General features: G+C 74.2%; 19 protein-coding genes. 6 read left to right on the top strand and 13 right to left on the bottom strand.

Features of this window, described 5'->3' with window-relative positions; all coding sequences use genetic code 11:
* The 5 genes from EDJALFJO_RS14260 to EDJALFJO_RS14240 form a co-directional block, all read right to left on the bottom strand.
* Positions 1-620 (bottom strand): DUF6114 domain-containing protein (locus EDJALFJO_RS14260; protein WP_088286321.1); only part of this gene is annotated, 620 nt, incomplete at its 3' end.
* A gap of 182 nt (positions 621-802) precedes the next feature.
* Positions 803-1,399: a DUF6230 family protein gene (locus EDJALFJO_RS14255; RefSeq protein WP_088286319.1), complete on the bottom strand. Its 597-nt coding sequence runs from the start codon at positions 1,397-1,399 to the stop codon at positions 803-805.
* Positions 1,400-1,664: 265 nt separating this feature from the next.
* Complete coding sequence (locus tag EDJALFJO_RS14250) at positions 1,665-3,317, bottom strand: AMP-binding protein (RefSeq protein WP_158220437.1); 1,653 nt, start codon at positions 3,315-3,317, stop codon at positions 1,665-1,667.
* Entirely contained in the window at positions 3,314-4,519 is a 1,206-nt protein-coding gene (locus EDJALFJO_RS14245) for an acyl-CoA dehydrogenase family protein (RefSeq protein ID WP_088286315.1), read from the bottom strand. The genes EDJALFJO_RS14250 and EDJALFJO_RS14245 overlap by 4 nt, the downstream gene beginning before the upstream one ends.
* Before the next feature lie 71 nt (positions 4,520-4,590).
* A complete protein-coding gene (locus EDJALFJO_RS14240; RefSeq protein WP_088286323.1) occupies positions 4,591-5,898 on the bottom strand; it encodes an acyl-CoA dehydrogenase family protein in 1,308 nt (435 codons plus the stop codon).
* Positions 5,899-6,151: 253 nt separating this feature from the next.
* Here EDJALFJO_RS14240 and EDJALFJO_RS14235 point away from each other — a divergent pair, with 253 nt between their 5' ends.
* A complete protein-coding gene (locus EDJALFJO_RS14235; protein WP_088286313.1) occupies positions 6,152-6,934 on the top strand; it encodes a TetR/AcrR family transcriptional regulator in 783 nt (260 codons plus the stop codon).
* A gap of 272 nt (positions 6,935-7,206) precedes the next feature.
* On the opposite strand, the gene EDJALFJO_RS14230 is transcribed toward EDJALFJO_RS14235, so the two are convergent.
* The gene (locus EDJALFJO_RS14230; protein ID WP_088286311.1) at positions 7,207-8,556 is read right to left on the bottom strand and encodes an acetyl-CoA C-acetyltransferase; all 1,350 of its coding nucleotides are present in this window, start codon (positions 8,554-8,556) and stop codon (positions 7,207-7,209) included.
* Between the two features lie 81 nt (positions 8,557-8,637).
* Here EDJALFJO_RS14230 and EDJALFJO_RS14225 point away from each other — a divergent pair, with 81 nt between their 5' ends.
* From EDJALFJO_RS14225 to EDJALFJO_RS35625, 3 genes are read left to right on the top strand one after another with little or no spacing between them, the layout of a single operon-like run.
* Positions 8,638-9,984, top strand: a complete 1,347-nt coding sequence (locus EDJALFJO_RS14225) for a 3-oxoacyl-ACP reductase (RefSeq protein ID WP_088286309.1) — start codon at positions 8,638-8,640, stop codon at positions 9,982-9,984.
* Positions 9,981-10,601, top strand: a complete 621-nt coding sequence (locus EDJALFJO_RS35630) for a hypothetical protein (RefSeq protein WP_233149865.1) — start codon at positions 9,981-9,983, stop codon at positions 10,599-10,601. Before EDJALFJO_RS14225 ends, EDJALFJO_RS35630 begins: the two co-directional genes overlap by 4 nt.
* Positions 10,598-10,864, top strand: coding sequence for a MaoC family dehydratase (locus tag EDJALFJO_RS35625; RefSeq protein ID WP_233149864.1), 267 nt, complete (start codon positions 10,598-10,600; stop codon positions 10,862-10,864). The genes EDJALFJO_RS35630 and EDJALFJO_RS35625 overlap by 4 nt, the downstream gene beginning before the upstream one ends.
* Here the strand turns inward: EDJALFJO_RS35625 and EDJALFJO_RS14215 are convergent.
* From EDJALFJO_RS14215 to EDJALFJO_RS14190, 6 genes are all read right to left on the bottom strand, one after another.
* Positions 10,848-11,618: a MerR family transcriptional regulator gene (locus EDJALFJO_RS14215; protein WP_088286305.1), complete on the bottom strand. Its 771-nt coding sequence runs from the start codon at positions 11,616-11,618 to the stop codon at positions 10,848-10,850. The two genes, EDJALFJO_RS35625 and EDJALFJO_RS14215, sit on opposite strands and share 17 nt — an antisense overlap.
* Positions 11,619-11,887: 269 nt before the next feature.
* On the bottom strand, positions 11,888-12,967 hold the full coding sequence (locus EDJALFJO_RS14210) for an ABC transporter ATP-binding protein (RefSeq protein WP_088286303.1): 1,080 nt from the start codon (positions 12,965-12,967) through the stop codon (positions 11,888-11,890).
* Positions 12,964-13,977: an ABC transporter ATP-binding protein gene (locus tag EDJALFJO_RS14205; protein ID WP_088286301.1), complete on the bottom strand. Its 1,014-nt coding sequence runs from the start codon at positions 13,975-13,977 to the stop codon at positions 12,964-12,966. The genes EDJALFJO_RS14210 and EDJALFJO_RS14205 overlap by 4 nt, the downstream gene beginning before the upstream one ends.
* Positions 13,974-14,921 carry an ABC transporter permease gene (locus EDJALFJO_RS14200; protein WP_088286299.1) on the bottom strand — a complete coding sequence of 316 codons (948 nt, stop codon included), beginning with the start codon at positions 14,919-14,921 and terminating at the stop codon, positions 13,974-13,976. The genes EDJALFJO_RS14205 and EDJALFJO_RS14200 overlap by 4 nt, the downstream gene beginning before the upstream one ends.
* Positions 14,918-15,907 (bottom strand): ABC transporter permease, encoded by a 990-nt coding sequence (locus tag EDJALFJO_RS14195; protein WP_369812532.1) that lies wholly within the window; start codon positions 15,905-15,907, stop codon positions 14,918-14,920. The genes EDJALFJO_RS14200 and EDJALFJO_RS14195 overlap by 4 nt, the downstream gene beginning before the upstream one ends.
* A gap of 47 nt (positions 15,908-15,954) precedes the next feature.
* On the bottom strand, positions 15,955-17,871 hold the full coding sequence (locus EDJALFJO_RS14190) for an ABC transporter substrate-binding protein (RefSeq protein ID WP_088286295.1): 1,917 nt from the start codon (positions 17,869-17,871) through the stop codon (positions 15,955-15,957).
* A 163-nt stretch (positions 17,872-18,034) separates the two neighbouring features.
* Between EDJALFJO_RS14190 and EDJALFJO_RS14185 the strand changes: the two genes are divergently transcribed.
* Entirely contained in the window at positions 18,035-20,197 is a 2,163-nt protein-coding gene (locus EDJALFJO_RS14185) for a S9 family peptidase (RefSeq protein ID WP_088286293.1), read from the top strand.
* 369 nt (positions 20,198-20,566) lie between these two features.
* Here the strand turns inward: EDJALFJO_RS14185 and EDJALFJO_RS14180 are convergent, their stop codons facing one another.
* On the bottom strand, positions 20,567-21,190 hold the full coding sequence (locus EDJALFJO_RS14180) for a nucleotidyltransferase domain-containing protein (protein WP_088286291.1): 624 nt from the start codon (positions 21,188-21,190) through the stop codon (positions 20,567-20,569).
* Positions 21,191-21,405: 215 nt separating this feature from the next.
* On the opposite strand from EDJALFJO_RS14180, the gene EDJALFJO_RS14175 reads away from it, so the two are divergent.
* Positions 21,406-21,965: NADH-quinone oxidoreductase subunit I (locus EDJALFJO_RS14175; RefSeq protein WP_198950288.1), on the top strand; the 560-nt coding region annotated here is incomplete at its 3' end.

Raw genomic sequence — 21,965 nt, 5'->3', positions numbered from 1 at the left:
CGCCCGCCGCCAGCACAGCCGACAGCACGGCCGCCGTCCGGGGTGGTCGCGTCCGGGGTGGTCGCGTCCGGGGCGCCGGCCGTGCTGTCGGCTGTGCTGGCGGCGGGCGTCCCGTCCGTGCCGTCGGCCGCCGCGCCCGTCGCGTCCTGCGCGTCGTCCGCCCGGTTCACGAGCACCGTGACCGGCGCCGTGATGCCGTCCGGCGGGGTGGGCCGGCTCCAGCGCCGGACGAAGGGCTTCCAGGCGATCATGCTCGCGCCGCCGTGCAGGCCCATGAGGGTGCCGACGATGAAGCCACCGAGGTTCGTCAGGAGGATCGCGGCGAGCGCCAGGACGATGACGATGCCGCCGGTGACGACGCGCAGCTGCGGCTGCGTCCAGGCGACCAGTGTCAGGAGGATGTAGACCAGGCAGATGACGATCGCCGAGATGCCGGCGACGCCCTGGATGACGACGACGCCGATCGGGGCGGCGGTCAGGCCCCAGAGGTAGACCCCGGCGACGATCGTCCAGACGCCGCCCCAGAACGGGCGCGTCCCGCGCCACTGCGCGAAGCGCTCGCGGCGGCTGCGCCAGGTGAGGGGCTCGCGCGGCGGAGGGGTGTAGACGGGCAGGGACATGCTCGGTCCGGGCCTTTCGGTGACCGGCGACAGGGATGTCGCCCAAGGACTAAGGCTCGTGCACGGGCGGTCGCGCCGTGAAGCGCGTTCACACGCCCGGGTGAGCGCTGCGCGGGCCGGCTGCCCGGCGTCCCGGAGGACGCCGGCCGGGCCCGGCCCGCGCACCGCTCACACCGCCAGGATCAGAAGCACTCTTCCTTGCCGAACGCGACGTCGATCGACAGGCCCTGGAGGGCGAACGAGCCGGCCGTGGTCGCCCACGTGCGCTGCTTGAGGTTGTCGATGTGGATCTTCGCGGCCTGCTGGCCCCAGCCGCCCTGCGGGCCCTTGGCGGCACCCTTCATCGTCGAGGCGTCGATACCGCTCTGGTAGTCGGTGAAGACGATGTCGCCGGAGAGCTGGTCGAAGTCGGCGACGAGGTTCGTCGCCTTGACCGGCTCCTTGGCGCCCGCGGTGAGCCGCATGGTCACGTCGCCGAAGGGCGTCTTCGAGACGACCGACTGGCAGATGTTCTTGAGGAACGCCTCCTCGAAGCCAGACGGCGTGACCGGGTGGTCCGAGCCGTCGGCCGAGGAGTCGACCGAGGTGTACGACGTGAAGCCCGTGCCGTCGAGAGCGTCGGCCGACAGCTTGAACGAGTTGCCCGACACGGCGAAGGAGGCGGCGAGCGCACCCTGCCCCGTGAGCGCGACGACGCCGCCGGCGAGGACGAGGCTCGGGGCCAGGATCATCGCGTAACGCCGCCAGGCGACCTTGCCGGCGCCGACCTGAGCAGTCATGGTTCGTACCCTTTCTGTGGTGCCTCGACGGTTCCGCGCTGGGCGCGGAGGGGTGTCCCGGGCGGCCGTGGACCGCCCGCTGTGCCGGGCGTTCCCGCATCCTAGGGAATCGATGCCATCAAGTGTTGGTCCGATCGGGTATTTGTGACATGGAGTCACTCTTGGATCCCGATGTCGGCACCGATGGCGACCGATGGTGACGATGTGTAGTTGAGAGCCGTGCTGTGCTGCGGAGCTCCGGGCACGGGGCGTGCTGCCCGGACGGTCAACCGGCGACGCCGGGCGGGGGTGGGAGGAGCCGGGGGACGACCTTCCCCGTCGGGGTCCGCGGCAGCTCGTCGACGAAGACGACCTCCCGCGGGACGGCGAAGCGGGACAGCCGGCGCCGGGCGTACTCGCGGACGATCTCGGCGTCGAGGGCCGTGCCCTCGTCGTCCCGCACGACGTAGGCGACGACCTGCTGGCCCATGTCCGGGTGCGGCCAGCCGCGGACGGCGACCTCGCGGACGCCCGGCATGCCGGACAGGGCCTGCTCGACCTCCTCGGGGTGCACCTTCTCGCCGCCGGTGTTGACCATCCCGTCCTCGCGGCCGGACAGCATGAGCCGCCCGTCCTCGTCGAGCCAGCCCCGGTCGCCGGTCGCGATGAGGCCGCCGAGGCGCGGGCGGTCCCCGCCGTCGCTGTAGCCGTCGAAGAGCAGGCTGTTCCCGACGTAGACGCGGCCGATCCGGCCCGTGGGCAGCGGCTCGTCGTCGTCCCCGAGGACGACCAGGCGGGTGCCGAACGGGGCCCGCCCGACGGTGCCGGGGGCGGCCTCGAGGTCCTGCGGGCCGGCGATCGTCGCCCAGCTGACCTCGGTGGCGCCGTAGAGGTTGTGCAGCACCGGCCCGAAGGCGCCGTGGAAGCGCGTGACGAGGTCCGGCAGCAGCGCCGCGCCGCTGGAGGCGACGACCCGCAGCCGGGACGTGTCGTGAGTGGCGCGGACCTGGACAGGCAGCGAGCAGATCCGGTCGAGGATCACCGGCACGCCGACGAGCGCGGTGCAGCGGTGCGCCGACAGCGCCGCCAGGACCGTCTCGGCGTCCGCCCGCTTGCGCAGGACGACGGTCGAGACGATCGCCGGCGCGAGCTGGAGCATGCCGAGCGCCCAGGTGTGGAAGAGCGGGGAGGAGATCATGATCGTCTCGCCCGCCCGCAGCGGGAACCCGGAGAGCATCGACGCGACCGGGCCGAGCCCGGACGGCGCGGGCCGGCGGGCCGACTTGGGGACGCCGGTCGTGCCGGACGTGAGGATGACGATCCGGCCGCGCCGGTGCTGCTTCGGCAGCGGGTGGTCGGTACGGGCGAGCCCGTCGAGGTCGAGGCCGCCGTCCGGGGCCGCCCCGGTCGTCACGACGACGACGTCCGGCGGGATGTCGGACAGCACGTGCATGAGGTCGGGGTGGACGACGACGAGCCTGACCTTCTCGCGCTCGACGACGCGGGTCAGCTGCTCGGCCGAGAGGAACGTGCTGAGCAGGACGGCGTCCGCGCCGAGCCGGGACGTCGCGACGAGCGCCTCGACGAACGCGACCTCGTTCGGCCCGAGGATCGCGACGGTGTCGGCCTGGGTCACCCCGAGCGAGGCCATCCCGCGGGCGATCGCCGTCGAGCGGGCCACGAGCTCGGCGAAGGTCAGGCTGCGGGTCTCGTCGACGACGGCGAGCCGGTCCGGCGCGCGGTCGGCCGCGGAGGCGAAGCCGCCCGCGAGCGTCGGGCCGAACTGGCGCAGGTGCCGCAGCTGCTTGATCCCGTGGTCCGGCCGGGCCGGGTTGACGACCCCGGCGCGGACGAGCACGGGGAGGCCGCGGAGCAGGTCGCCGATCGGGCCGACCGAGCTCTGCCGCCGGGCCGGGTCCTTGGCGTGCGTGCGGCTCACCTGAGCTCCGCCGAGGACTTGCCGAGCAGCCGCCGGGCGATGATGAGCTTCTGGATCTGCTGGGTGCCCTCGAAGATGTCGAGGATCTTCGCGTCGCGGGCCCACTTCTCCAGCAGGAGGTCCTCGCCGTAGGCGAGCGAGCCGACGAGCGCCAGGCAGCGCAGGGCGACGTCGGTCGCCGTCCGGCCCGCCTTGGCCTTGGCCATCGAGGCCTCGAGCGAGTTCGGCTGCCCGTTGTCGGCCATCCACGCCGCGCGCAGGGTGAGCAGGTAGGCCGACTCGTAGTCGGCCTCGAGCGCGAGCAGCTCGGCGGCCGCGGCCGGCTGCGCGTGCGGCGCGGCGTCGTAGTCGACCGTGACGCCGGCCTCGCCGAGCAGCCGGGTGGCCTCCTCGAGGGCGGCGCGGGCCACCCCGACGGCCATCCCGGCGACGAGCGGGCGGGTGTTGTCGAAGGTCTGCATGACCCCGGCGAAGCTCTTGTCCGCCTTGACCTCGGGGTCGCCGAGAAGGTTCGACGCCGGCACCCGGACGCCGTCGAGGATGAGCGTCGCGGTGTCGGAGGCCCGGATGCCGAGCTTCTCCTCGAGGCGGGCGACGGTGAAGCCCGGCGTGCCCTTCTCGACGACGAACGGCTTGATCGCCGCCCGGCCCAGGCTCGGGTCGAGCGAGGCCCACACGACGACGGCCTCGCAGCGGTCGCCGGCCGTGACGTAGATCTTCTCGCCGTTGAGGACGTACTCGTCGCCGTCCTTCGTGGCGGTGGTCCGGATCGCCGCGGAGTCCGAGCCGCAGCCCGGCTCGGTGATGGCCATCGCGGCCCAGAGGTGGCCGAAGCGGGCGAGCTGCTCGTCGTTCGCGACGGAGGCCACAGCCGCGTTGCCCAGGCCCTGGCGGGGCAGCGCGAGCACCAGCCCGACGTCGCCGTACGACACCTCCATGATGCTCAACACCGTCGAGAGGTTCGTTCCGTTTCGCACCTCGCCGGACCTCGGCGCCTCGCGCCGGACGCCCTTGGCGCCGGAGCCGCCGGCACCGGCGGCGTCGAGGCCGTCGACGACGGCCCCGAGCATGTCGAGCTCCTTGGGCCGGGTGTGCTCGAAGCGGTCGTACGTGCGGGAGATCGGCCGCAGGACGCCGTTGGCGACGGCCTGGGCCTGCTTGACGGCCGGGGCCATCTTGCGGGGGATCTCGAGGTTGATCACTGCTGCTCCTCGGGCGGAGTGGTCAGGACGGTTCGGGTGGGCGGCCGGCGGGGCCGGCCGGCGGGGCGGCCTCAGACGAGGACGACGCCCTCCATGACGCCGACGGCGCGCAGGTCGCGGTACCAGCGCTCGACCGGGTGCTCCCGGACGTAGCCGTGGCCGCCGAGGAGCTGGACGCCGTCGCTGCCGATCTGCATCCCGTGGTGCGACGCGAGGCGGCGGGCGAGGGCGACCTCGCGGGCGGCGTCGAGGCCGCGGTCGAGCCGGCCGGCCGCGCGCAGGACGGTGAGCCGGATCCCGGCGAGCTCGGTCGCCATGTCCGCGACCGTGAACGCGACCGCCTGCCGGTGGCTGATCGGCTCGCCGAAGGCGACCCTGTCGTTCACGTAGGGGACGACGTAGTCGAGGACGGCCTGGCAGGTGCCGACAGCGAGCGACGCCCAGGCGAGCCGGGACAGGCGGACGCACTCGCGGTAGGCGGCCGCGGCGCCCTCGGTGCCGTCGAGCCGGCTCGTGGCCGGCAGGACGACGCCGTCCAGGCGCAGCCGGCCCGTCTGCGCGCCGCGCAGCCCCATCGCGGGCTCGTCCTCGACGGTGAGGCCGGCGGTCGCGGACTCGACGACGAACAGCGCCGGACCGCCGCCCTCGCCCTCGACGGTCGCGCCGACGACGAAGAGCTCGCACGTGGCGGCGTTCGGGACGAGCGACTTCACGCCGTCCAGCCGCCAGCCGTCGGCGGTGCGGACGGCCTTGGTCGCGGGGGCCAGGACGTCGAAGAGGACGACGGGCTCGGTGAGCGCGAGCGCGGCGGTCGGCGGGGTGTCGCCGACGAACGCGGGCAGGTACGTGGCCTGCTGGTCGGCGCTGCCCCACAGGCCCAGCGCGGTCGCGACCGCGCCGGGGGCCAGGCATGCGACGGCCAGGCCGAGGTCGCCGTGGGCGAGGGCCTCCGAGACGAGGACGCCGCTGACGACCGACCGCTCCGCGGTGAGGCCGCCGAGCGACTCCGGGACGCCGAGCTGCCACATGCCGAGCTCGGCGGCGGCGGCGACGAGGCCCTCGGGGGTCGCGTGCTTGCGGTCGGCGTCGTCCGCGGCCGGGCGGACCTGCTCGGCGGCGAACTCGCGCACCACCTCCGCGAGCATCTGCTGCTCCTCGGACGGGGTGAGGTCGAACAGGTCCGCGCCGGCGCCGGTCGACTGCCGCTGCGGGGTCGACGGGCCGCTGCCCCTGGCGAAGGTCCTCGAGGCCCTGGCGGCCGCGCCCATGCCGACGCGGGTCGCGTGGAACGCCGTCCGCTCGGCCCTGCCCCGCAGGCCCCAGCGGTCCAGGACCGAGGCCTGGGCGAGCCGGGTGAGCCCGCGCAGGGCGATCGTCATGGGGTCGCGCCTGGCGCTGCGCGAGGTCGCGGCGGGCCGCGTCGTCAGCGTCGTCATGTGCCGCCTCCAGCACTGGTCGTCCGGGTGACGGGTCCGTGGTCCGGACCCGGCCGCCGCGCCGGCGCTGCCGGCGGTGGCGGTGGAGGCGCCACCGGACCGAAGGGGGAACGGGCCGGTGGCGCGACAGCGAGTGTAACTAGAAGTTACACATCTGGCTACACCTTCCTGGGGAGTGCGCGCTATCGTTCGTGAGGTGACCCCGCCGCCGCCCCGCGCCGCCCTCGAGGAGGGTGCCGCCGTCCCCGCCGACGGTCCTGCCGCAGGCCTGCCGCCGGCGCGCCCGAGCCGCGGCAACCGGGCCGCCGCCCGCCGCCGGGAGCGTCAGCACGAGATCGTCGTGAGCACGCGGCGGCTCTTCGACGCGCGCGGGATGCGCTCGGCGAACATCGAGGACATCGCGGCCGCCGTCGGGGTCAACCGGGCGATCATCTACCGGCACTTCTCCAGCAAGGAGGAGCTGTTCGCGCTGACCCTCGCCGACTACCTCGTCGAGCTGGACACCCGCCTGCACGCCACGGACGACGAGTCGGCCGGCCCGCGCGAGCGCCTCGAGCGGGTCAACCGCGAGTTCGCCACGTACTGCCTCGAGCACCCCGCGTTCGTCGACTGCGCGCTCGCGCTGCTCGGCAAGCCCGGCCCGATGCTCCTCGACGAGATCAGCGAGTCGTCGCTGCTGCGCCTCGGCTCGCTCATGGCCGGCGAGCTGCGCCGGATCGCGGGCCTGCTCGTGCTCGCCCGCGCGGAGTCCGGGGCGGTGCTCTCCGTGGAGGACGCCGACCTGCTCGCCAACGCCCTCTACATGCAGGTCCTCGGGGTCATGCACCTGGCTCGCAGCGGCGTCGTCGTCCGGCCGTCGTCCTCGGGCCTGCCCGTCTGGGCCCCCGTCGACGCCGACCGGATCGTCGAGATGGTCGTCCAGATGGGCCGCGCCGTCGCCGCCGAGGTCACCCCCGCCCCCCTCCCGGCCACCGAGTAGCCGCCCGCCCGCCGCCGAGCGGGGTCGTGACGCAGCGGGTGACGCGAGGGCAGGGCGAGGTCGGACGGCATCCGCCTACTTCTGCGTCAGGCACCTGATGTGTACCGTTCCGGCGCCGCGGAGCCGGCTGGAAGGGTACGTTGCTGGTGCCTGAGCGGTCCGGGGCTGGTTGCCGTCCGACCACCGCTCATGCTCGCGGCCGGTGCCGGAGAACGGCTGCGGGAGCGCGGTTTCCGGTACGCGGCGCGAGCATGAGCGGTGGGGCGGGTGGGTCAGGCCTCGAGGATGGCGACGACGCCCTGGCCGCCGGCGGCGCAGATGCTGATGAGGCCGCGGCCGCCGCCGCGCTCCTGGAGGGCCTTGGCGAGGCTCGCGACGATCCGGCCGCCGGTGGCGGCGAACGGGTGGCCGGCGGCCAGGGACGAGCCGTTGACGTTGAGCTTGGCGCGGTCGACCGGGCCGAGCGCGCCCTCGCGGCCGAGCCGCTTGGTGCAGAAGACCTCGTCCTCCCAGGCCGCCAGGGTGCTGAGCACCTGCGACGCGAACGCCTCGTGGATCTCGTAGAGGTCGAAGTCCTGCAGGGTCAGGCCGGCCCGGTCGAGCATCTGCGGGACGGCGTACGCGGGCGCCATGAGCAGGCCCTCGGCGCCGTTGACGTAGTCGACCGAGGCCGTCTGCATCGCGGTGACGTACGCCATGACCGGCAGGTCGTGGGCGGCCGCCCACTCCTCGCTCGCGAGGAGCACCGTCGAGGCGCCGTCGGTGAGCGGGGTCGAGTTGCCGGCGGTCATCGTCGCCGTCGAGCCCGACCCGAAGACCGGCTTCAGCGTCGCGAGCTTCTCGACCGAGGAGTCCGGGCGCAGGTTGTCGTCCCGGGTGAGGCCGCGGAACGGCGTCACGAGGTCGTCGAAGAACCCGCGCTCGTACGCCGCCGCGAGGTTGCGGTGGCTGGCCGCGGCGAGCTCGTCCTGCGCCTCGCGGGTGATGCCCCACTCCAGCGCGGTGAGCGCCGCGTGCTCGCCCATCGACTTGCGGGTGCGCGGCTCGGAGTTCTTGGGGACCTCCGGCGCCAGGAACGACGGCCGGATCCGCGCGAGGGCCGCGAGCCGGCCCTGCGTCGTCCGCGCCCGGTTCGCCGCGTGGAGCACCGCGCGCAGCTTCGGGTTGAGCGCGAGCGGGGCGTCGGACGCCGTGTCGACGCCGCCGGCGATCGCGCTGTCGACCTGGCCGAGGGCGATCTTGTTGGCCACGAGGGTGACGGCCTGCAGGCCGGTGCCGCAGGCCTGCTGGAGGTCGAACGCGGGGGTGCGCGGGTCGAGCCGGGAGCCGAGGACGACCTCGCGCGTGAGGTTCCAGTCCTTGCTGTGCTTGAGCACCGCACCGGCGACGACCTCGCCGACGAGCTCCCCGGCGAGGCCTGCGCGCGTGACGAGCCCGTCGAGGGCCGCGCCGAGCATGTCGCTGTTGGACGCCGTCGCGTACGCGCGGTTCGAGCGGGCGAAGGGGATGCGGCTGCCCGCGACGACCGCGACGGGGCGGACGCTCGGGGCGATGGTGCGGCCTGCGGACGACGGCGCCGGTGCGGCGGCGGAGTCGGCGGAGGAGGGGCGTCTGGGGGTCACGAGGGGCTCCCGCTCGGTGGGGGATCATGGTGCTGAGCCAGAATGTAGACACTCAGTTACACACAAGGTTACAGTACGGCTGTGGACCCGATCCAGACCCTCCTGAGCAACGGCACCGGCCGCACCCTCCTCAAGCGCGTCGGGGTGGCCCCGCCGCCCACGCTGCGCCGGCACGAGCCCGGTGCGCCGCTGCTCGTCGGGCCCGCCGTCGCGGCCGCGGCCGGGGCGGGCGCCCTGCTCAAGCCCGCCGTCGCCGCGCTCGAGGCCGCCGGCGCCCGGGTCCTCGCGGGCACCGACGAGAGCACCGAGCGCCTGGGCCTGATCCTCTTCGACGCCGGCGACATCAGCGACCCGGCCGGGCTCGTCGCGCTGCACGAGGTCTTCCCCGCGCTGCTGCGCCGGCTCGCGCCGTCGGGGCGGGTCGTCGTCCTGTCCCGCCCGCACGAGAGCGCCGGCGACGCCGCGGCGGTCGCCGCGCAGCGTGCCGTCCCCGGGTTCGTCCGCGCGCTCGCCAAGGAGCTGCGCGGCGGCGCGACGGCGAACCTCGTCGTGGTCGGCGCCGGGGCCGAGGAGCACCTCGCCTCGACCGTGTGCTTCCTCGCGTCCGCCCGGTCGGCGTTCGTCGACGGGCAGGTCGTGCGCCTCGGGGCGCCGACGGTGCCGGGCGGCACCGCGGAGCCCGGCGCCGACACCCCGCTCGCCGGCCGCGTCGTCGCCGTGACCGGTGCGAGCCGGGGCATCGGCGCCGCGATGGTCCGCGCGTTCGCCCGGGACGGCGCCCACGTCGTGGGCATCGACGTCGCCGCGGGGGCGAGCCCGCTCGCCGACCTCATGGCCGGCGTCGGCGGTGCGCACGTCGTCGCGGACGTCACCGCGCCCGACGCGGGCGCGCGGATCGCCGCCGCCTCCCGGGCCGCGTTCGGCCGGCTCGACGGCATCGTCCACAACGCCGGCATCACGCGCGACAAGAAGCTCGTCAACATGTCGAAAGCCGCGTGGGACGCCGTCATCGCCGTCAACCTCGAGGCCCCGCGCCGGATCACCCTCGACCTGCTCGAGGAGGGTGCGCTCACTGCCGGCGGCCGGGTCGTCCTCGTCTCCTCGATCGCCGGCATCGCGGGCAACCTCGGCCAGACGAACTACGCCGCGAGCAAGGCCGGCGTCATCGGGCTCGTCGAGGCGTTCTCCGCCGCGCTCGAACCGCAGGGCATCACCGTGAACGCCGTCGCGCCGGGCTTCATCGAGACCGCGATGACGAAGGCCGTCCCGTTCGGCATCCGCGAGGCGGGCCGCCGGCTCTCGTCGCTGCGCCAGGGCGGGCTGCCGGTCGACGTCGCGGAGACCGTCGGGTGGATGCTCGACGCGCGCTCGGACGCCGTCACCGGCAACGTCGTGCGGGTGTGCGGGCAGGGGCTGATCGGCGCATGAGCCTCGGGACGGGTGTCGACCTGCCCGCCGGCTACGAGGTCCTCGACCTGCCGGCGTCCCCGGCGCTGCCGCTGTCGTTCGCGCGCGCGGCGCTGCGGGCGGCCGGGGTCGGTGGCGGCTCCCGCGAGCTGCCCCGGGTGGCCTACCGGCTCACCGGCGTCCGGCCCGACCCGGCGCACGTCGCGCGCTACGCGGACGTCGTCGGCGGGCCGCGGGCGGGCCGGCTCCCGCTGCTCTACCCGAACGCCCTGAGCTTCCCGCTGCAGATGGCGCTCATGACGGCGCCGGGCTTCCCGTTCGCCGTCATCGGGATGGTCCACCTGGAGAACACCGTCCGGCAGGGGCGCGGCCTCGTCGCCGGGACGGCGCTCGACCTCGAGGTCCGGGCGGAGAACCTGCGCCCGCACCGGCTCGGGCAGGTCCTCGACGTCGTGACGGTTGTGCGGCAGGGCGGTCACGTCGCCTGGACCCAGGTCGGCACCTTCCTGCGGCGTCGTCCGGCGGTGCGGCCGACGCCCCGCTGCACCGGATCGGCACCTGGGCGCTCGACGCCGGGCTCGGCCGGGCCTACGCCGCGGCCGCGGGCGACCGCAACCCGATCCACCTGTACCCGTTGACGGCCAAGGCGTTCGGGTTCAGCCGGCCGATCGCGCACGGGCTCTGGACGGCGGCCCGCCTCACCCACGCGGTCGAGGCCGGGATGCCCGCGGACGTCACGTGCGTCGCGCGCTTCCGCAAGCCGGTCCCGCTGCCGTCGACGGTCGACGTCCTCGCCGACCGGACGCCGGGCGAGGGCGCCGGGCCGGTCCACGCGCAGGTCCGGCGGCAGGACGCCGCCGGCACCGTGTGCTGCGACCTGGTGCTCAGGCCGGGGTCGTGAGCGTGGCGCCGTCGTCGGCGCCCGGCGTGCCGTCGTCCAAGGTCGGCCGGACGCCGCTGCGGGCCTGCTTGGCGCGGCGCTCGAGCAGCCGCTCGGACTCGTTCGTCAGCGCGAGCGAGAAGGCGGCGTCGAGGGCCTCGCGGGCGAGCGGGCGCATGACGAGCATCGACTCGGTGATGTCGGACTCGCTGCGGCCCTCGGACGCGACCGTCCGGTAGAAGAGCTTGAAGAACTGGTTGGCGACACCGTTCGCGACGGCGGTGAGCATCTCGGCGAGGTCCATGACCTCCGAGAGCGGCACCCCGGCGGCGGCCAGCTTGGCGCCGACGTCGAGCAGCCGCTGGCTGCGCACGTGGTAGACGTCGCCGTCGGTCTCGACGAGGCCGAGCCGGTGGAAGCGCTCGAGCTGGTCGGGCGTGAGCGGGCCGACGAGGGCCTCGAGGCTCGAGCGGTCGTAGTGCTTCGACTCGTCGTCCGACCACGGTGCCGAGAGCACCTGGTCGAGGTCGAGGAAGTGCGCGAGCTCCTGGCCGGAGCCGGCCGCCTGGATGAGCTCGTGGATCGTCGCGAACGTGTATCCGCGCCCGAGCATCTGGCGGATGAGCCGCAGCCGGGCCAGGTGGGCCTCGGTGTAGACGCCGGTCCGGCCGACCCTGCGCGGCGGGGCGAGGAGCCCGCGCTCCTGGTAGACCCGCACGTTGCGGACGGACGTCTCCGCCGCGGCGGCGAGCTCGTCGATCCGGTACTCGGTCACGTGATGACACTCCTGTCGGTGGCGACGCGATCACTCAGAGCGCACACCCCGAAAGGGTAGGGCGCTGCGAGCCTCAGCGGGACGTGTCGTCCGCCCTGCTGCTACCTTCCGCGCCGCCACGCGACTGCACCGGGTGGACCGGCGCCTACACCCCGCCCGGCAAGGCTGCCGGTCCACCCATGACCGTCGTCGCCGGACGAGCCGGAGGTGACGGTCGGAGCACAGTATCTCGCCAACGTTCGTTGGCACAATAGGAACTGTCTGCCAGCCTACCCGTCGTCCGGCACGCTCGCCGGGTTGCCCGGTGCCTGCGCTTCAGCGTCCCGGAGCAGGCAGGCGGCGGTGTGCCCGGCGGACGGCGGCAGCAACGGCAGCGCCTCGCTGCGGCAGCGTGCCGCGAGGCCGTCGCCGACCCCCGCCGCCGGGCCGGCGGCCAACGCCGGGCACCGCGGGTGGAACCGGCAGCCGGCCGGGATCGCGGTCGCGTCCGGGGGCTCGCCGCGCAGCACGACGGGCTCGAGCCGGCCGGTCTCCGGCACGACGGAGAGCAGCGCCTGCGTGTAGGGGTGCTGCGGGTCGGCGAGCACCTCCTCGGTCGGACCCGCCTCGACGACCCGGCCGAGGTACATGACCGCGAGCCGGTCGGCGATGTTCCACGCCAGCCCGAGGTCGTGCGTCACGACGAGGACGCTGAGCCCGAGCTCGTCGCGCAGCCGCAGGAGCAGGGCGAGGATCGTGCCGCGCACGGAGGCGTCGAGGCTGCTCACCGGCTCGTCCGCGACGAGCAGCTCGGGGCCGACGGCGAGCGCGCCGGCGATGAGCACGCGCTGCCGCTGGCCGCCGGACAGCTCGGCGGGGTACCGGGCGACGAACCGCTCCGCGGGCCGCAGCCCGGCCCGCTCGAGGGCCTCGGCGACGAGGTCGTCCTCGCGGCGGCCGGTCTCGGCCGGGATGCGGTGGATGCGCAGCCCCTCGGCGACCGCCTCGTAGACCGTGCGGCGCGGGTTGAGCGAGCCCGTCGGGTCCTGCGGGACGAGCTGCACCCGGCGCCGCCAGGCCCGCAGCTCCGCGCGTGACGTGCCGAGCTCGACGCCGTCGACGAGCACCCGCCCGGACGTCGGCCGCTGCAGGCCGAGCACCGTCCGGGCCAGGGTCGTCTTGCCGCAGCCGGACTCGCCGGCGAGCGCGACGATCTCGCCGCGCCGGACCTGCAGGTGCACGCCGTCGACGGCGCGTGCGGACGGCGCCCCGTGGCCGCCGAGGACGACGTGGACGTCCTCCAGGGCGAGCAGCGGGCTGCCCTCCGGCGTCGCGCCGGCCGGTCCGGCCCCCGCTGTCGTCGCGGTCATCGCAGCTCCTCCGGGACGTCGCCGTCGGTGCCGGTGAGCGGGCTGCCGTCCTCGCCGACGAGCAGGCAGGCCGCCGACCGGCCCGGGCCGGCCGGGCGCAGCAGCGGGTCGCGGCGCTCGCAGGCGGCGACGGCCACGGTGCACCGCGGGTGGAAGCTGCAGCCGGTCGGCAGCGCCGCCGGGTCCGGTGGGTCGCCCGGCAGGCCGGCGGGCGAGAGGCGTCCGCCCGGGTCGCCGATCGTCGGGAACGCCGCCGCGAGCGCCTTGGCGTACGGGTGGCGGGCGTCGGTGAACAGGTCCCGGCCGGGGCCGGTCTCGACGATCCGCCCGGCGTACATCACGGCGACCCGGTCGCACGTGGAGCCGAGCACGGACAGGTCGTGGCTGATGAGCAGCAGCCCGAGCCCGAGGTCCGCGACGAGCCCGGTGAGCAGGTCGAGCACCTGCGCCTGGACCATGACGTCGAGCGCCGTCGTCGGCTCGTCGGCGACGACGAGCCGCGGCGAGCAGGCGAGCGCCATCGCGATCATGACTCGCTGCCGCTGCCCGCCGGAGAGCTGGTGCGGGTAGGCGCGGACCCGGGACGCCGGCAGCCCGACCCGCTCGAGCAGGTCCGCGGCGCGGCGGGCGGCGGTGCCCCGCGTCGTCCCCGGCTCGTGCAGGAGCATCGGCTCGGCGATCTGGTCCCCGACCCGCTGGAGGGGGTTGAGCGAGTGCAGTGCGCCCTGGAAGACGACGGACGCCGCGGCCCAGCGGACGGCGCGCAGCCGGCCCCAGCGCATCGTCAGCACGTCCTCGTCGTCGAGCAGGACCTTGCCGGTGACCCGGGCGCCCGCGGGCTGCAGCCGCAGCACCGTGCTCGCGAGCGTCGACTTGCCGCAGCCGGACTCGCCGGCCAGCCCCACGACCTCGCCCTCGGCGACGGTGAGGTCGACGCCGCGGACGGCGGGCACGTCGCCCTCGCCGCCGCGGTAGGTGACGTGCAGGTCCTCGACCTGCAGGAGCGTCATGCCGACCTCCGCCGCGGGTCCAGGACCTCTTCGAGCGCGCGCCCGAGGAGGGTGAAGGCGAGGACGACGAGGACGACGCACACGCCGGGCGGCACGAGGTACCACCAGGCACCCGCGGTGATCGCTCCCGCACCGAAGGCGTCGTCGAGGATCTTGCCCCAGGAGACGGCGAAGGGGTCGCCGAGGCCGAGGAACGACAGCGTCGTCTCGGAGGCGATCGCGACGGCGACCGTGAGCGTCGTGTTCGCCAGGACGAGCGGCATGACGTTGGGCAGCACGTGCCGGGTCATGAGGTGCCACTCGCCGGCACCGAGCGCCCGCGAGCGCTCGACGTACGGCCGGGCCTCGATGGAGAGCGTCTGCGCGCGGACGAGCCGCGCCGTCGCGGGCCACGACGTGATCCCGATGACGACGACGACGTTGAGGATGCTCGACCCGAGCACCGTCGCCAGGACGATGACGAGCGGCAGGAACGGGATGACGAGGAACCAGTCCGTGAGCCGCTCCAGCACCGCGCCGAGCAGGTTGCGGAAGTGCCCGGAGGCGATCCCGACGAGGGTGCCGAGCACCATCGAGATGACCGTGGCGCTGATCCCGACGAGCAGCGAGATCCGCGCGCCCCACGCGACGAGGGCGAGCACCGAGATGCCGTAACGGTCGGTGCCGAAGGGGTAGCCGGCGTACGGCGACGCGAGCTTGGGCTGCGTCGTCCGGGTCACCTCGAGCGTCTCGGCGGGGAAGAGCAGCGGGGCCAGGAGCGCGAGGACGACGAAGAACCCGAGGATCACCAGGCCGGCGACGCCGCCGGGCTTGCGGAGCAGGTCGCGGACGGCGCGGCGCAGCGCCGTCCGGCGGCGGGCGCGGGCGAGCGCCCGGGCGTCCTGCCGCCCGGTGCGCTGCGTCCCGGCGTCCGCGCCGGTGCCCGGCCCGGCGTCCGCGCTCACGTCCGCACCCGTGGGTCGATGACGCCGTAGAGCAGGTCGGCGACGAGGTTGACGGCGATGACCGACAGCGAGAAGAGCAGGAAGAGCGCCTGGAGCAGCGGGATGTCCGGGCCGCGCAGCGCGTCGTAGGTGAGCAGCCCGAGCCCGGGCCAGGAGAAGACGGTCTCGACGGTGATGGCGCCGGAGACGACGAAGCCGATGTTGAGCAGCACGAGCGAGGACGTCGGCAGCATCGCGTTGCGCAGCGCGTGCCGGCGGCGGACCTCGGCGTCCTTGAGGCCCTTGGCCCGCGCGGTCGTCACGTAGTCGGCGTGCACCTCGTCGACGAGGCTCGCGCGCATGATGAGCGAGTACTCCGCGACGTAGCCGAGGACGATCGTCGTCGCGGGCAGCACGAGGTGCCGGCCGACGTCGAGCCAGCCGGCCGGCGTCGAGGTGTCGACGCCCGGCGTGGAGATGCCGCCGATCGGGAAGAGCGCGGGCAGCGGCCCGATCCCGGTGCCGAAGGCGATGAGCAGGAGCATCCCGAGCCAGAACTCGGGCATCGCGTAGAGCAGCAGGGTCACCGCGGTCGAGCCGCGGTCGAAGCCCTGGCCGGGCCGCCAGCCGGCACGGATGCCGATCCACAGCCCCACGGCCGTCGCGATGACGGTGGCCGTGCCGACGAGCAGCAGCGTCGGGCCGACCCGCTCGCCGATGAGCCCCCAGACCGGGCGGCTGTACTTCACCGAGTCGACGCCGGTCGAGAACGGGTTCGACGCGTAGTCGAGGAACTGCTGCCAGATCGGCTTGTTGAGCTGGGCGCGCAGCGCCCGGATCTGGTCGGCGTCCATGTTGCGGCCGCGCGTGATGAGGCCGATCGGGTCGCCGGGCAGCAGCCGGAAGAGGAAGAAGTTCACGACGAGCACGAAGACGGCCGTGCCGGCGGCGGTCCCCGCCCGCCGCAGCGCGTACCGGCCCACGCGTCGTCCCCTTCCTGCGCCGATCGTCCTGCTCTGGTGGTCCCTGCCGCCCCGCCCGGTGCCGGACGCCGCTACTCGCGGTCGGCGTCCGCCCCGCGGCGGCGGGCGAGGAGCGCGCCCGCGCCACCGAGCAGCAGGACGGCGACCCCGCCGATCCCGATGAGCACGCCGGTGCCCAGGCCGCCGCCGGACGACGCGGAGCCCGAGCTTGCGCCGCCTGCCGCGGCGGTCGCCTTCTTCCGCTCGACGTTGCGGTAGGAGTACGTGCCGTACTGGAAGAGCAGGGCGCCGCCCTCGGGCTGGGCGACGAACCCGGTCCACTTGTCGCTGTAGGCCTGGGTGTCGTCGTCGTACCAGGTGAGGATGTACGGCGCGTCGTCGTAGAGCAGCTGCTGCATCTGCTTGACCGTCTCGGCGCGCTGCGCGGGGTCGATCTGGCTGGCCTGCTTCTCGTAGAGCGCGTCGTACTCCTTGTTGCAGTAGAAGGAGTCCGAGAGGTTGGCGAAGACGTCGCCGCCGTCCTTGTACGACCGGTTGGCGCACGTGAACGTCGAGAGCTGGTAGTCCGGGTCCGGCTCGACGACCCAGCCCCAGAGGAACATGTCGAACTCGCCGCGGCCGATGATCTCGGTGAGGTTGTCCTCGGCGAGGACCTTGATGTCGACGGCGACGCCGACGTCCTTGAACCAGCCCTGGATGAACCGCGCGGCCTGCTGCGACGGCTCGGACTCCTGCCGCGGGAACAGCCTGAGCTTCAGCGGCTTCCCCCCGCCGGGCATCGTCCGGATGCCGTCGGCGCCCTTGGCGTACCCGGCCTCGTCGAGCAGCTGGTTGGCCTTGGCGAGGTCGAACGTGTACGGGTTCGACGGCTCCAGGTGGAGCGCCGTGTAGGCCGGCGGGATGATCGTCGTCCCCGGGGTGCCGTTCCCGTTGAGCACGCGGTCGACGAGGGCCTTGCGGTCGACGGCGTAGGAGAGCGCCACCCGGACCTTCTTGTCCTTGAGGGCCGGGTGCCCGTCACCGATCGCCGTCCCGTCGTCGATCGCCGCACCGGTGTTGAAGGACAGCTCGCTGAAGCTGTAGTACTTCGCCGCGTAGGCGACGACGCCGGGGGTGTTCTTCAGGGACTGCCAGACGTCGGCGTCGAGCGCGTCGGCGAAGTCCACCTCGCCGCTCTTGAGCGCCTGGCCGAGGGCGTCGGCGTTGCCGTACACCCGGAACACGAGCTCGTCGATCTTCGGGCCGCCGTTCCAGTAGCCCTTGTTCGCCTTGAGCCGGATGAACTGGCCGTTCTTGCGCTCGAGGAGCTGGAACGGGCCGGAACCGACGACGTCGGTCTGGTTCGCGTAGGACTTGACCTGCTTCTCCGAGATCTTGCTCCACACGTGCTCGGGCAGGATCGGGACCAGGAGCCGGGTCATGATCGGGGTCGGCACCTTGGTCTTCATGACGACGGTCGTGTCGTCGGGCGCCGTCACCGAGGTGATGTTGGCGACGTACGAGCCGTAGTTCGTCTGCTCGTACGTGCCCTTCATGATCCGGTTGAAGGTGTAGGCGACGTCCTTCGCGGTGAGCGGGACGCCGTCCGACCAGGTGACGCCGGAGCGGATCGTGTACGTCCAGGTCTTGCCGTCGGCGGACGTCGTCCAGCTCTGCGCGAGCGCCGGGGTCGTGGAGAAGTCCTTCTCGCTCGTGCCGGTGAGGGTGTCGTACATCGTCCCCCAGACCTCGTACGCCTCGGCGACGATGCCGGTGAAGGGGTTGAGCGAGTCGACGTCGTTGAGGATGCCGACGGTGAAGGTGCCCTCGCCGGCGGCGGTGCCCGTGGCGGTCGGCGTCGTGGTGGCGGCCGCCGGCGACCCGGCCGCGGGGACTGCGCCGAGCGCCGCGAGCGCGAGGACGGCCAGGGCCGCGAGCCGGCGCCGGGCGCGGTGCGGGGCGTCGGTGCGGCGCGCTCGGGCGGCGACTGCGGAGCCGGTGCTGGCCATGCGATCCTCCACGGGCGGTGCAGCCGGCCGCGCGGCCCTCTCCTGCTGACCGGCGGGTCAGGAGCGCGCGGTGAAGTGGCTTTGTCTACTACACCGGCCCCGGTGCAGGGGAGGGGCGACGCAAGATCCTTTCCTGATCGGTACACAGTGCTACGGTCCCGACATGGCCCTGTCGGCGCAGGATCCGCGCGATCGGGACCAGCCGGGCCCCAATTCGTCACCGCCCGTTGCGCCGCGCCGACAGAGCGTTCACGAAGCGCACGGCGTGCAACGAATCGATGACTACGCGTGGTTGCGGGACGCCTCTGACCCGGAGACGCTCGCGTACCTGCGGGCCGAGCGCGCGTTCTACGACGAGCAGACCTCGCGCCTGGCCGGCCTGCGGGCCGAGCTCGCCGCAGAGATGGAGTCCCGGACGCCGGCGCACTCGCCGGGCGTCCCGTGGCGGCGGTCGGGGCGGATGTGGGCCTCGCGGACCCGGCCCGGTGACGAGTACGAGCACCTCGTGCTGCTCTCGTCCGGCGGCCCGGACGTCGTCGCGCTCGACCCGAACGAGATCGCCCGCGCCGAGGGCGCCGAGCACCTCGACCTCGGCCTCGTCGAGCCGAGCCCCGACGGCAAGCGGCTGGCGTACTCCGTCGACGTGAGCGGCGACGAGGCCTACGAGCTGCGCTTCCGCGACCTCACGACCGGTGCGGACCTGCCCGACCGGGTGCAGGGCACGTACTACGGCGGGGCGTGGAGCGCCGACTCCGGCGCGTTCCACTACACCCTCGCCGACGACCAGAACCGGCCGGACCGCGTCGTGCGGCACGTCCTCGGCACGCCCGTCGAGCAGGACGTCGTCCTCGTCGCCGAGCCGGACCGCCGGTTCGAGCTCGAGGTCGCGGCGTCCCGCGACGGCCGCTGGGTCGTCGTGACGTCCGGTTCCCGGGACACCCGCGAGGTGACCCTCCTCGACGCCGCCGACCCGCAGGCCGCGCCGCGCGTCGTCGCCGCGCGCCGGCCGGGCGTCGAGTACGCCGTCGAGGCGCTGCCCGGCGGCTGGTTCGGCACCGGCGACGACCGGCTCCTCATCGTCACCAACGACGACGCCGTCGAGTTCCGGCTCGCCGAGGCCCCGGTCCCGAAGGCCGGCGAGACCGGTGACCCGTCGACGTGGGTCACCGTCCCCGGCGCGGTCGCCCGGACCGGCGGCGAGCGGCTCGTCGACGTCGCCGTGCTCGCCGGGCACGTGCTGCTGTCGGTCCGGCGGGACGCCGAGCCGTTCCTGCGGGTCATGAGCCGGGCATCCGCGCCCGGCCAGGTGTCGCCGCGCGAGATCCACCCGCACCTGCCGTGCGGGCAGATCCGGGTGCACCGGCTCGAGGACCCGCGGGCCCGTGACCTCGTCGTCGTCGAGGAGAACCTCGTCACCGCCCCGGTCTGGTCGCGCGTCGACCTCGACTCCGGCGCCCGCACCGTCGTCCACCGCACCCCGGTGCCGGGCCTGGACCCGACCCGCTACGTCACCGAGCGGGTCTGGGGCACGGGGGCGGACGGCGTCCGCGTGCCGGTGACGATCGCCCGCCGCCGCGGCGCGCTCCAGCGCGCGACGAACGGCGCGCTGCTCTACGGCTACGGCGCCTACGAGGCGTGCTCGTGGCCCGAGTTCTCCGTCGCGACGCTCAGCCTGCTCGACCGCGACGTCTGCTATGCCGTCGCGCACGTCCGCGGCGGGGGCGAGCTGGGCCGGCGCTGGTGGCTCGAGGGCCGGCTGCGGAGCAAGGCGCGCACGTTCGACGACTTCGTCACCGCCCGTGCCGCGCTCGTCGAGTCCGGCTGGGCGGTGCCCGGCGAGATCGTCACCCGCGGCCTGTCGGCCGGCGGCCTGCTCCAGGGCGCGGTCTGGTCGCGGGCGCCGAAGCTGTGGCGGGGCGTCGTCGCCGAGGTCCCGTTCGTCGACGTCGTCACGACGATGTCCGACGACACGATCCCGCTGACGGTCACCGAGTGGGACGAGTGGGGCAACCCCGCCGACCGCGACGACTTCGCGTCGATGCTCTCCTGGTCGCCCTACGACAATGTGCCGCCGTCGCCCCGGCCGCCGCTGCTCGTCACCGGTGCGCTCCACGACCCGCGGGTGCTCGTCCACGAGCCGGCGAAGTGGGTCGCCCGGATCCGCGCGACCGACGACCCGCAGGCGCCGTCCGACGTGCTCTTCCGGGTCGAGCTCGCCGAGGGCGCGCACGCCGGCCCGACCGGCCGCTACGCCCGCCTGCGGTACGAGGCCGAGATCCTCGCCTGGGTGCTCGACCGCCTCGGCCTCGCCGCCCGCCCGGCCTGACGCGCGTCTCGCCGCCCCACCCGACGCAGTCCGATCCGCACGTCCAACCGTTGGGACAGCCGTACCGCAGAACGCACCAACGNCGTCCGGCCCGCCGCCGTCCCGCCGCCCGGCCCCGCGTCGTCCGCATCCCGGGACGTCCGTACCGCCCGACGTCACAAGAGCGCTCTCAGCGCCGACACGCCGCGGTTCCGGCCCGTTGGTGCGTTCTGCGGTACGGCTGTCCCAACGGTTGGACGTGCGGATCGGACTGCGTCGACGGCTCCTCGAGCACCAGTTCGGCCACGTCGAGGAAGGCCCGTGCCTGCGCCCGCCGGGCCCGTGCCTGCTCCGAGCTGCAGTCAGTCACCCGACCCTTCGCCCTCGGGCTCACGGCGTCCTCCTCAGCAGGTCGAGCAGCCGGGTGCCGGCGAGATGGACGTGGTCAGCTCGCCAGGAGTCCACGAGGGGATCGTCTGCGGCGGCCATCTCGGCGAGCACGGGGACCGTCAGGGCCACGATCTGGGCACGGTTCCCGGTCCAGCGGCGGACGTCCTCGGCGAGATCGTCGAGGAAGGCGGCCCGTTCGTCGTCCGGTGCTCGCCCGTGCTCGTCGAACACGACGAGCACGTCGATGTCGCTGTCGGCCGAGGCGTCCCCACGGGCGAAGGACCCGAAGAGGCTGGCATGCGTCGGGGTCGCGGGTCCCGCCTCGATCGCCGCCTTGATCCGGTCCACCACTGCTCCGCGCAGAAGGGTCATGGACACGATGGCGTCGGCGGCGACATGGTCCCGGTTGAGCGAGTAGAGGGTCGCGTGGCGGTGCTCGCTCGCGAGCACGATCCCCTGGTGGACCAGGCGTGCCAGCACCTTGCGCACCCCGTCCGGGCTGCCCGCGCCGCCCTGGCGGTGCACCTGGGCGCCGCTGACCCAGCCGGTCGTGGCGGCGAGGGCCTGCAGGACGGCAGCGTCGAGCGTCGGTGTCACGACCGCCAACGGCTTGCTGAGGTCCATGTCTGACCGACTTTCCTCGCTGCCTACCGACTATAGTCGGCATGTCGCGACTATAGTCGGCAATGCTTGCTCAGAGAAGTACCGGCGATCGGTCCGGCTGGCCCGGCAGATCGCGTCCGGACGCCATGACCCCTGCTCGGGCCGGCGCACGCAGCCTGGCGACGGATCGGGGGGTCACTCGCCCCGGGCCCCCCGGACACGGCAGGATGCGTGCCGTGACCGGGGACGAGGACGGCGCGCAGACCGCGCGGAGCACGGCCGCCGGGCTCGTGCGCGGCCTCGCGACGACCGCCAAGGCCCTGCTGCGCCCGGCGCACACCGCCGAGTACCCCGACGTCCTCCCCGCGCTGCCGCCGCGCTCCCGCGGGGTCATCGCGCTGCTCCACGAGAACTGCACCTCGTGCATGCTCTGCGCCCGCGAGTGCCCGGACTGGTGCATCTACATCGACTCCCACAAGGAGACGATCCCCGCGGTGGACGGCGGCCGGGAGCGGCAGCGCAACGTCCTCGACCGGTTCGCCATCGACTTCTCGCTCTGCATGTACTGCGGCATCTGCATCGAGGTCTGCCCCTTCGACGCGCTCTTCTGGAGCCCGGAGTTCGAGTACGCCGAGCTCGACATCAAGGACCTGCTCCACGAGAAGGACCGGCTCGGCGGCTGGATGAACTCCGTCCCGCCGCCGCAGCCGCCGGACGTCGCGGCCCCGGAGCCGAAGGAGGTCGCGGCGAGCCAGAAGCCGGCCCGCCCGGTGCGGGCCGCTGCCCAGGCCACCGC

Origin of the sequence: Kineosporia sp. A_224, assembly GCF_002198655.1 — a bacterium.
Taxonomy (GTDB): Bacteria; Actinomycetota; Actinomycetes; order Actinomycetales; family Kineosporiaceae; genus R-H-3.
This window is presented reverse-complemented; position numbering and strand designations above follow the sequence as displayed.

What these genes read in the sequence shown, in the direction of transcription:
- EDJALFJO_RS14255 (WP_088286319.1), bottom strand. Translation starts at nt 1,399, where the DNA reads ATGACTGCTCAGGTCGGCGCCGGCAAGGTCGCCTGGCGGCGTTACGCG.
- EDJALFJO_RS14240 (WP_088286323.1), bottom strand. Translation starts at nt 5,898, where the DNA reads ATGACGATCGCCCTGCGCGGGCTCACCCGGCTCGCCCAGGCCTCGGTC.
- EDJALFJO_RS35630 (WP_233149865.1), top strand. Translation starts at nt 9,981, where the DNA reads ATGAGCCTCGGGACGGGTGTCGACCTGCCCGCCGGCTACGAGGTCCTC.
- EDJALFJO_RS14210 (WP_088286303.1), bottom strand. Translation starts at nt 12,967, where the DNA reads ATGACCGCGACGACAGCGGGGGCCGGACCGGCCGGCGCGACGCCGGAG.
- EDJALFJO_RS14205 (WP_088286301.1), bottom strand. Translation starts at nt 13,977, where the DNA reads ATGACGCTCCTGCAGGTCGAGGACCTGCACGTCACCTACCGCGGCGGC.
- EDJALFJO_RS14190 (WP_088286295.1), bottom strand. Translation starts at nt 17,871, where the DNA reads ATGGCCAGCACCGGCTCCGCAGTCGCCGCCCGAGCGCGCCGCACCGAC.
- EDJALFJO_RS14185 (WP_088286293.1), top strand. Translation starts at nt 18,035, where the DNA reads ATGGCCCTGTCGGCGCAGGATCCGCGCGATCGGGACCAGCCGGGCCCC.
- EDJALFJO_RS14180 (WP_088286291.1), bottom strand. Translation starts at nt 21,190, where the DNA reads ATGGACCTCAGCAAGCCGTTGGCGGTCGTGACACCGACGCTCGACGCT.